This window comes from Deinococcus sp., from assembly GCF_030523985.1.
Taxonomy (GTDB): Bacteria; Deinococcota; Deinococci; order Deinococcales; family Deinococcaceae; genus Deinococcus.
This window is the reverse complement of the sequence record NZ_JAUNHK010000102.1, coordinates 1-8,952: the sequence shown is the minus strand read 5'-3', so window position 1 is coordinate 8,952 and position 8,952 is coordinate 1. Positions and strand designations below refer to the sequence as shown.

The window sequence follows — 8,952 nt, the reverse complement described above, 5'->3', positions numbered from 1 at the left end:
GGGAACCGTGGTGATGAGCGGAATCAGCGGGTCGTGCGACGCCGCGATGATGCTGGGTACGTCCTTTTTCTCGAAGGGCCGCAGGGTGAACGGCCCCGCCTGCACAGTGATGGGAAGCAGCGGCATAGGCCCCAGCATAAAAAAAGCAGGAGGGGCAGCTCCCCTTCACGGAGAACTGCCCCTCTTTCCGCCTCTAGCCATCAGCTATCGGCCTTCTGCCCTCAGTCTTACGCCTGTTCGACTTCCACCATTTCGCTGGCTTCGATGATGTCGCCTTCCATCACGTCGTTCCAGTCGAGGTTGATGCCACATTCGTAGCCCTGCTGCACTTCGCGCACGTCGTCCTTGAAGCGCTTGAGGCCCACCACGGTGCCCTCGTACACGACTTCTTTGCCACGGGTGACTTTGGCCTTGGCGTTGCGCTTGAACATGCCGTCGGTGATGTACGACCCGGCGATGTTGCCGCTCTTGGGGTGGCGGATCACCATGCGAACTTCGGCGCGGCCCAGGTACTGCTCCTCGAACACGGGTTCAAGGTTGCCCTTGATGAGGCGGTCCACCTCGTCGATCATCTCGTAGATGATGCGGTAGGCCTTGATTTCGATGCCCTTGTTCTCGGCCACCTTGGTCACGGCCCCCGAGGGCGTCACGCTGAAGCATAGGATTTGCGCCTCGGCGGTGGAGGCCAGCAGCACGTCGCCCTCGGTGGGAGCGCCGATGCCCGCCAGCATCACGTTCAGCTTGACATCGTCGGTTTCCTTGCGGGCCAGGATGCCCTGAATGGCTTCCAGGCTGCCCTGAGTGTCGGCCCGCAGCACCAGATTGACGGTGCGGGTTTCACCGAGCGGCCCGAGCAGGTCGGCGAGGCTGCGCTGGGCCTTGCGGCGTTCGCGGGCGTCTTCCTCCTCGCGGCGGTCGCTGGCCCGCTGCGCCACAATGTCACGGGCGGCGTGTTCGTTCTTGGCGCTCAGCACCTTTTCGCCGCTGTGGGGCACTTCGGAAAAGCCCAGAATCTGCACGGGGGTCGAGGGGCCAGCCTCCTTGATGCGCCCGCCGTTGCTGTCGGTCATCGCCTTGATCTTGCCGTAGCTCTCGCCCACGACGAGGAAATCCCCGACGTGCAGCGTGCCTTCCTGCACCATCACGGTGGCGAGCACGCCCGCTTGCTTGTCCACCTTGCCTTCGATGATGACGCCGCTGAAGTTCCCCTTGGGGTCGGCCCGCAGGTCTTCGAGTTCGGCGGTCAGGCTGATGTATTCCAGCAGGTCTTCCACGCCCTCGCCCGTCTTGGCGCTCACGGGCACGACCACGAGGTCGCCGCCGTACTCTTCGGGCACGAGGTTGAGCTGGGTCAGGTCCTGCTTGACCTTCTCGGGGTTGGCCTGGGGCAGGTCCACCTTGTTGATCGCCACGATCATCGGCACTTTGGCGGCCTGGGCGTGGGCAATCGCCTCGCGGGTCTGGGGCATCAGGCTGTCGTCGGCGGCAATCACGATGATCGCCACGTCGGCCACGTTCGCCCCGCGTGCGCGGATGGTCGTGAAGGCTTCGTGACCAGGGGTGTCGATAAAGACGATTTTGCCCTTGCTGGTCTTGGCCTCGAACGCCCCGACGTGCTGGGTAATCCCGCCCGCTTCCTTGGCGGCCACGCGGGTCTTGCGGATGTAGTCCAGCAGCGAAGTTTTGCCGTGGTCCACGTGACCCATGATGGTTACGACAGGAGCGCGGTGGGGAATTTCCTTGGCGGGCGCTTCTTCGGCGGCCTGGGCTTCGGCTTCGGGCTGCCCGGGTTCAGCCTGGGCGGGGGCTTTTTCCTCGCTGGCCTGCTCCGGCGCGGTCGCCTGGGCCGCAGCGGTTTCGGCGGGGGCCGAGCCTTCTTCTTCCAGAATCTGCTTGATCAGTTCGACGGTGTCTTCTTCGATGGTGCTGCTGACGCTCTTGTAGGACACGCCCAGGCCGTCGAGGATTTCGAGCATTTTCTGGTTTTCGACGCCGAGGTCTTTGGCGAGGGTATAGATTCGCACTTTTGACATGACTCACCTCCGGGTGAGTGAAACAGAGAGAGAGCGGGGAACTACATGGTTCGGCTCGCGGTGTTCATGGAAATGGATAAGGGTCAGGGGGCCGGATGGGTCTGCCGCAGCCACTCGCTGAGCGCGGCGGCCTGTTGTCTAAAGGCACGGCGCAGTCCCTTTTCCTGCCAGCACGCGGGGTCGGGGCAGAGGTACAGCCCCCGCCCGGTGCGCCCGCGCTGCTGCACGGCCCAGAAAGGCGGCGCAGCTTGCGGCACCAGCCGCAGCAGTTCGGCCTGGGGACGCTTGGCGCGGCAGGCGACACAGGTACGCTCGGGGACGTGGGTCTCAGGACTGGACTTGGCGGCGGACACCCGGCTTCTCCCTTTATTCCTGGTCGGGGTTCAGGTCGTCGGGGCTGGCGGTCGCCACCGACTTGGAGTCCTTGAACAGCGCGTCGAAGGCCGACTGCGCGGCGCTGCTTTCGCTGCCGCCTTCCTGCTCTTCCTGAAGCGCCTGCTGCATGGCGGCGTCGAGGTCACTGATCGCGGCGGTTTCGCGCAGGTCGATCTTGTAGCCGGTCAGCTTGGCGGCGAGGCGCACGTTCTGCCCGCCCTTGCCGATCGCCAGCGAGAGCTGGTCGGGGGTGACGGTCACGGTGGCGTCGCGGCTGTCTTGCAGCACTTCAATCGGGCCGACCTTGGCGGGCGACAGGGCGTTGCGGATGAATTCGCGGGTGTTGGCGTCCCACAGGATCACGTCCACGCGCTCGCGGCCCAGTTCGCCGGTCACGGCCTGAATGCGGTTGCCACGGTGCCCGATGCAAGCGCCGATGGGGTCCACGTTGCCGTTGTGCGAGAACACCGCGACCTTGGAGCGCTGCCCGGCTTCACGCGCAATCGCCTTGACTTCCACGATGCCGTTGGCGACTTCGGGAATTTCCTGCTTGAGCAGGTAGTCGAGCAGCCTTTCGTCGGCGCGGGAGGCCAGGATGGTCGGTCCCTTGGGCGTCTTGCGGACTTCCTTGAGGTAGATCTTGACGCGGTTGCCGGGGGTCAGCTTCTCGCCGGGAATCTGCTCGCGGGGGGGCAAAATCGCCTCGCCCGCGCCGAGTTCGACGAACCAGTTGCCCTTGTTGTCGCTGCGGACGACCTGGGCGGTCAGCACCTGACCTTCGCGGTCCTTGTACTCGTTGAAGACCACGTTGCGCTCGGTTTCGCGCATCTTCTGGGTCAGGGTCTGCTTGGCGGCTTGCAGGGCAATGCGGCTGAATTTCTCCTGGTCAACGGGAAATTCCATTTCCATGCCGATTTCCACGCCGGGGTCGAGTTCGAGGGCGTCGGCCAGCGAAATTTGGGTGTCCTCGTTCTCGACCTTCTCGACCACTTCGCGCACGATCAGCACTTCCAGCACGCCGGACTGGGGGTCGAGGTGAACCTCGATGCGCTTGTCGGGTTCCACGTTGCGCTGGTAGGCCTGGGCGAGCGACTGCTCGAAGGCCTCGATGAGTTGCAGCTCGTTGATGTTGCGGGACTGCGCCACTTCACGCAGGGCGTCCGCGAAATTCACGTCCTGAGACATGGGGGATGTTCTCCTTTGAATGGGGGGGAAAGGGGAGGGGGCGACCCGGCAATTCAGCGGTGGCGGTCAGGAAACTCGGCCAGATGCGCCTGAATGTCGCTGACGTTCACCGTGACACTCTGGCCCGCTCGCTCGAAGGTCACGCGGTCGCCCGATACGGCCTGAATGGGCGCGGTGAAATTGTGGTCGCCCCGTCCGGGCAGGCTGCGGACTTTGGCCTTGAGGCCCAGCATCCGCTCGAAGTGCCGCGCCCGCAACAGGGGCCGCTTGCCGCCGGGCGACTCGAATTCGAGGCGGTACTCGCCCTCGATGGGGTCGACGCGGTCAAATTCGGCCTCGGCGGCGCGGCTCGCTCCCGTCAGGTCGTCCATGGTCACGGGTTGTTCGTCCAGTCGGTCGATGCGAACGAGCACAATCAGGTCGCCGCCGTCGCGCCCCTGCGTGACTTCCAGCACCTCGAAGCCCAGGGGACGTACCGCGCCGTCTGCCAGAGCAAACAGCCGGGCCGCCAGGTCTGAGTTGTTATTCGCTTTGTTATTCATATTGTTCGTGCCTCGCCCAAAGACCGTCTCCGGGGTCAGCCGTCTCACCACCTCCTCCACAAAAAAAGGTGGAGCCGAAAAACTCAGCACCCACCCTCCGTTTGAGGATTTGAACCCGAGTATAGCGCAGGGGCGGTCTAAGGGGCTGAGAGTCGAAAGGCTGAGAAAAGGTTCTTCCGCCTTCAGTCGCCTCCGGTCTTTCCCGCCCCTTTAACCCTCCCACGCCATGCTGGGGCCATGACCGCAATCCTGGCCCGCCTGCTGCCGCCCTACCGCCTGCACAGCGTCTATGAGCGGATGCTGGGCACCGAGGTCGAGGTGCAGGTGGTCGCCAACTCCCGCGCCCAGGCCGAGGCCGCCGAAACAGCCGCGCTGGACGAACTCGAACGGCTGCGCGACGTGCTGAACCGCTTCGACCCGCACAGCGAGCTTTCGCGCTGGCTGGCCCGGCCCGGCGAGCGGGTCAAGCTGTCGCCCGACCTGCTGACCGTCCTCGAACGCGCCGAACACTGGCAGCGGGTAACGGGCGGAGCCTTTCACGCTGGGGCCGACGCGCTGGGGGCCATCTGGAAGGAAGCGGCGGCGCGGGGAGGAGCGCCCGACCCGGTCAGGCTCGCCCGGCAGGTGGAACGGCTACGAGACCCGCTGTGGACACGCCACGGGGACGGCACCGCCACGCTGCACGCCACCTTTGCGCTGGGGCTGAATGCTTTTGCCAAAGGGCTGATTGTGGACAGAGCGGCAGAAGCGGCGTTTGCCGCGCCGGGCGTGCGGGCCGTGCTGGTCAATGCCGGGGGCGACCTGCGAACCCTGGGGGGCAGTGGCCTGGGCGTGGACATTGCCGACCCCTTCACGGCCCGCGACGACGCCCCGCCCATCACCCGCGTCAAGGTACGGAACGCGGCCCTGGCGACGAGTGGCAGCGCCCACCGGGGCTACCGAATTGGCGAGGTGTGGCACTCGCACCTGCTCGACCCCCGCAGCGGGCAGCCCGTGCAGGACGTGCCCGGCGTGACCGTCACCGCGCCCGACTGCGCCACCGCCGACGCCCTGGCAACGGCCCTCAGTGTGCTGAGTGTGCCGGAGGGCTTGAAGTTGGTCGAGGGGACGCCCGGTTGCGCCGCGCTGGTGGTCACGCGAACCGGGGCAAGGTACGCCAGCGCGGGCTGGGCCGGGCGTTAACACTGGCCTAACCCCGCCGGGCCATGCTCTGGCACGCGAAGAGGGAAGGCGACAGAAAAAGATTGCCCTGGACGACATTTTCCCCCTTAAACCCTTAGACCCTCTGCCCTCATCAGGAGAATTCACCATGTCCAACCCCACCAACCAGACCGACGCCCTTCCAACCGACACCGCGCAAACCCGCCGCTCCTTCCTCGGCAAACTGGCCGTCGCCACCGCCGCGCTGGGCGTGTCTCGTGTGCTGCCCGGTTCGCTGGCCGACGCCGCCACTGTGCAGAGCAAAGCCTGGGCCAGCGGCATGAAGCTCGATATTCAGTTCACGGTGGCGACCAAGGCGACGGGCCGGGTCAAGCGCCCCTATGTGGCGGTCTGGATTGAGGACGCCAGCGGCAAGACGGTTCGCAACCTGACCGTTTGGGTGCAGCAAAACCGCCTGAACCCACGCTGGCTCGAAGAAGGGCTGCGCCGCTGGGTGCGCGAGAACTCGGCCCTGGTCAGCACCGTCAGCAGCGCCACCCGCAACCCCGGCACCTACGCGGTGGCCTGGGACGGCAAGACCGACAAGAACGCCGCCGCGCCGCAGGGCGACTACTATGTCTGCGTCGAGTCGGGCCGCGAGCACGGGCCGTACAGCCTGGTGCGCCAGAAGGTAAGCGTCGGGGCCAGCGCCTTCAAAAAGAGCCTGGGGGCGAATGGCGACATCGAGGCCGTGAATGTCAGCTTCGCCAAGTCCTGAAGTCGCGGCGCGTCCCGCACGCCGTCCCAACCGCAAGGCCGAAACGAACAGGTGGCTGCGCTGGCTGCACACCTACACGTCCATGATCAGCCTGCTGGCGGTGCTGTTTTTCGCGCTGACGGGCATCACCCTCAACCATCCCGACTGGGCCTTCGGCACACGGGAAGTCGAGAAACAGGTGACGGGTACGCTCCCGAGCGGCTGGATCAAAAATGGGCAGGTGGACTGGCTGACCACCGCCGAAACCCTGCGCGAACAGCAAAATCTGCACGGACGCGCCGACGAACCCCGTGTGGACGGCACCGAGGCCAGCGTGACTTTTCTGGCCCCTGGCTACAACGCCGCCGCCGTGATCGACACGGCGACAGGCAACTACACGGTGGACATCCTTCAGCAAGGGGCTGTAGCCGTCATGAACGACCTGCATAAGGGCCGTGACGCCCCCGGCTCATGGAAGTGGCTGATTGACCTCAGCGGCATTTTTCTGGCAGTGGTGGCCCTGACAGGCATCGGCATCCTGCTGTTCCTGAAAAAAACCCGCGTGCAAGCCCTGAGCGTGATGGGCCTCGGCTCGGTGCTCCTGCTGGTGCTGAGCTGGGTGGCGCTGCGCTGAGCGTCGGCTAGACACTCCCTGCCCCCTTTCCCCCACCCTGCCGCTATCCTGACCCCATGTTCCTGCCCCGCGCTCAGTGGTGGCCCGGCCTCGTCCGGGTCTGAGTGCTGCACCCTTTTTCGCTTTCGCACGCGCCCCGGCTTTTGTAGGCTGTGGGCGCTTTTTTCATGCCCTTCTCGCTGTCCCTCTTCTCGCCGCCCCCCTCTCTTCGTCCAAGGAGTCTTTGCCCATGCCCATCCATCTGGCGACCCATGAACTCAATGCCGACCTCGACACGCCCGTGACCGCTTACCTCAAGGCGGCGCAGGGCGAAACGGTGTCTTTTCTGCTCGAAAGCGTGGAAGCGGGCGAGAAACTGGGCCGCTACTCCTTCATCGGGGTGGGCGAACGGGGCCAGTTCGTCTACCGGGACGGGCGGGTGACGAGCACGGGCCTGTTCGGAGACTTCGACGGCGAGGAAGGAGACCCGCTGGCCCGTCTGTACACGGTCACGACCCGGCCCGCCACGCTGCCGCCGGGGCTGCCTGCGTTCGTCGGGGGCGCGGTGGGCTACGCCGCCTACGACATCGTGCGGGCCTACGAAAAGCTGCCGAACAGCAACCCCGACGAACTGAACGTGCCCGACGCCCTGTTCGTCGCGCCGCGTGGCATGGTGATTTTCGACCACCTGGGCCACCGGCTGGTGGTGGTGGCGACGGCCCCCGAGCAGGCCCAGGCCCAGGCCGAGGTGGAGCGGCTGCTCGCCCGCCTGCGTGGGCCGCTGCCCGCCGTGCCCGGCACGCTTGAGCCGGGGCAAGCACCTGTGCCCGCCCCGCAGTTCGTCAGCAACCACACGCCCGACCAGTACATGGACGTGGTGAGGCAGGGCCTGGAGTACATCCACGCGGGCGACATCTTCCAGTTCGTGCCGTCGCAGCGGTTTTCCGCCGACCTGGGCGAGTTGCACCCGTTCGCGCTCTACCGCGCCCTGCGGCGGGTCAACCCCAGCCCGTACCTGGGGTATCTGGCGCTGGGTGAGGTCACGCTGGTCGCCAGCAGTCCCGAAAGCCTGCTGCGGAGCGACGGTGAGGCCGTGGTCACCCGCCCGATTGCCGGAACCCGCAGGCGCGGCGAGACGCCCGAGCAGGACGACGCCCTCGCCGCCGAACTGCTGGCCGACGAAAAGGAACGCGCCGAGCACCTGATGCTGGTGGACCTGGGCCGCAACGACATCGGCAAGGTGAGCGCCTACGGCACGGTCAAGGTCGAAAACGCCTTTTCTGTCGAGCGTTACAGCCACGTTATGCACATCGTGTCCGGCGTGCGCGGCGAGTTGCGCGAGGGGCAGACGCCGCTGCACGCGCTGGCCTCGGTGCTGCCGATGGGAACGGTCAGCGGCGCACCCAAAATCCGGGCGATGGAAATCATCGACGAACTTGAACCCGTGCGGCGGGGGCCGTATGGCGGCTGCTTCGGCTACGTCGCCTTCGACGGCAGCATGGACATGGCGCTGACCCTCCGCACGATGGTGATTACCGGGGGCCGCGTCCACATCCAGGCCGGGGCGGGCGTGGTGGCCGACAGCGTGCCAAGGGCCGAAGAACAGGAAACCCGCAACAAGGTGGCGGCGCTGATGCGGGCGGTCGAACTGGCGGCGGGCGGGCTTTAAGGATGGCCCAGGTCAAGATTTACGGTCACGCCGGGTATCTGCGGGCGCGGCGGCAGGTCATCTCGGACGCGGTTCAGCGGGCCATGCAGGACGTGCTGGGGTTGCCCGCCGACAAGAGGTTCCACCGATTTTTCGCGCTAGAGGCCGGGGATTTCATTCATCCGGCGGACCGCAGCGAGGCTTATCTGATACTGCTTCGAAAAATAGTTTGGGCATCCAAGCTATTTTTCCGAACGGAGTGAGCAGAAGAGAATACGGGACTGAACGGCGCGAAGGAGATGGCGGCGCTCTTCCGATATCTCCGAAGAATAGTTCAGTCCCGTATGATTCTGGAAATTCACCTGTTTCAGGGCCGCCAGCCCCAGACCCTCCGCGCCCTGATTCGCCGCCTTCAGGCCGAACTGGGGGCGGCGCTGGCCCTCGCGCCCGCCGATCTGGAAATCACCCTCATCGAAACGCCTGCGGCCCACTGGGGCATTCGTGGGCAACTGGGCGACGAGCTGCACCTGACCTATGACCCCAACTGCTGAATCCTGTCGCGTTCGTCGGGCGCGGCCCGTTGACCGTGACGCCCTCTACGACATCTGCCTGCGGACGGCGGCGAGCGGCGAGGACGGCACCCACCTCTACCGCGACCC

General features: G+C 65.8%; 10 protein-coding genes. 6 read left to right on the top strand and 4 right to left on the bottom strand.

The annotated features are described in order from the left end of the window. Positions 1–227 precede the first annotated feature (227 nt). The 4 genes from infB to rimP form a co-directional block, all read right to left on the bottom strand. Positions 228–2,033 (bottom strand): translation initiation factor IF-2, encoded by a 1,806-nt coding sequence (gene infB, locus Q4C89_RS12435; protein WP_303102939.1) that lies wholly within the window; start codon positions 2,031–2,033, stop codon positions 228–230. A gap of 83 nt (positions 2,034–2,116) precedes the next feature. Further along, positions 2,117–2,386 carry a YlxR family protein gene (locus Q4C89_RS12430; RefSeq protein WP_303102938.1) on the bottom strand — a complete coding sequence of 90 codons (270 nt, stop codon included), beginning with the start codon at positions 2,384–2,386 and terminating at the stop codon, positions 2,117–2,119. Positions 2,387–2,399: 13 nt separating this feature from the next. Next, positions 2,400–3,593: a transcription termination factor NusA gene (gene nusA, locus Q4C89_RS12425; RefSeq protein WP_303102937.1), complete on the bottom strand. Its 1,194-nt coding sequence runs from the start codon at positions 3,591–3,593 to the stop codon at positions 2,400–2,402. A 53-nt stretch (positions 3,594–3,646) separates the two neighbouring features. Then, positions 3,647–4,135, bottom strand: a complete 489-nt coding sequence (gene rimP, locus Q4C89_RS12420; RefSeq protein WP_303102936.1) for a ribosome maturation factor RimP — start codon at positions 4,133–4,135, stop codon at positions 3,647–3,649. A 237-nt stretch (positions 4,136–4,372) separates the two neighbouring features. On the opposite strand from rimP, the gene Q4C89_RS12415 reads away from it, so the two are divergent. The 6 genes from Q4C89_RS12415 (at position 4,373) to Q4C89_RS12390 (ending at position 8,844) form a co-directional block, all read left to right on the top strand. Continuing rightward, a complete protein-coding gene (locus Q4C89_RS12415; protein WP_303102935.1) occupies positions 4,373–5,317 on the top strand; it encodes an FAD:protein FMN transferase in 945 nt (314 codons plus the stop codon). A gap of 127 nt (positions 5,318–5,444) precedes the next feature. After that, on the top strand, positions 5,445–6,053 hold the full coding sequence (locus tag Q4C89_RS12410) for a DUF2271 domain-containing protein (protein WP_303102934.1): 609 nt from the start codon (positions 5,445–5,447) through the stop codon (positions 6,051–6,053). Next, complete coding sequence (locus Q4C89_RS12405; protein ID WP_303102933.1) at positions 6,031–6,666, top strand: PepSY-associated TM helix domain-containing protein; 636 nt, start codon at positions 6,031–6,033, stop codon at positions 6,664–6,666. The genes Q4C89_RS12410 and Q4C89_RS12405 overlap by 23 nt, the downstream gene beginning before the upstream one ends. A 229-nt stretch (positions 6,667–6,895) precedes the next feature. Continuing rightward, on the top strand, positions 6,896–8,314 hold the full coding sequence (gene trpE, locus Q4C89_RS12400) for an anthranilate synthase component I (protein ID WP_303102932.1): 1,419 nt from the start codon (positions 6,896–6,898) through the stop codon (positions 8,312–8,314). A 2-nt stretch (positions 8,315–8,316) separates the two neighbouring features. After that, positions 8,317–8,556, top strand: coding sequence for a hypothetical protein (locus Q4C89_RS12395; protein WP_303102931.1), 240 nt, complete (start codon positions 8,317–8,319; stop codon positions 8,554–8,556). An 81-nt stretch (positions 8,557–8,637) separates the two neighbouring features. Continuing rightward, positions 8,638–8,844, top strand: a complete 207-nt coding sequence (locus Q4C89_RS12390; RefSeq protein WP_303102930.1) for a tautomerase family protein — start codon at positions 8,638–8,640, stop codon at positions 8,842–8,844. The last annotated feature ends 108 nt before the right edge of the window (positions 8,845–8,952 follow it).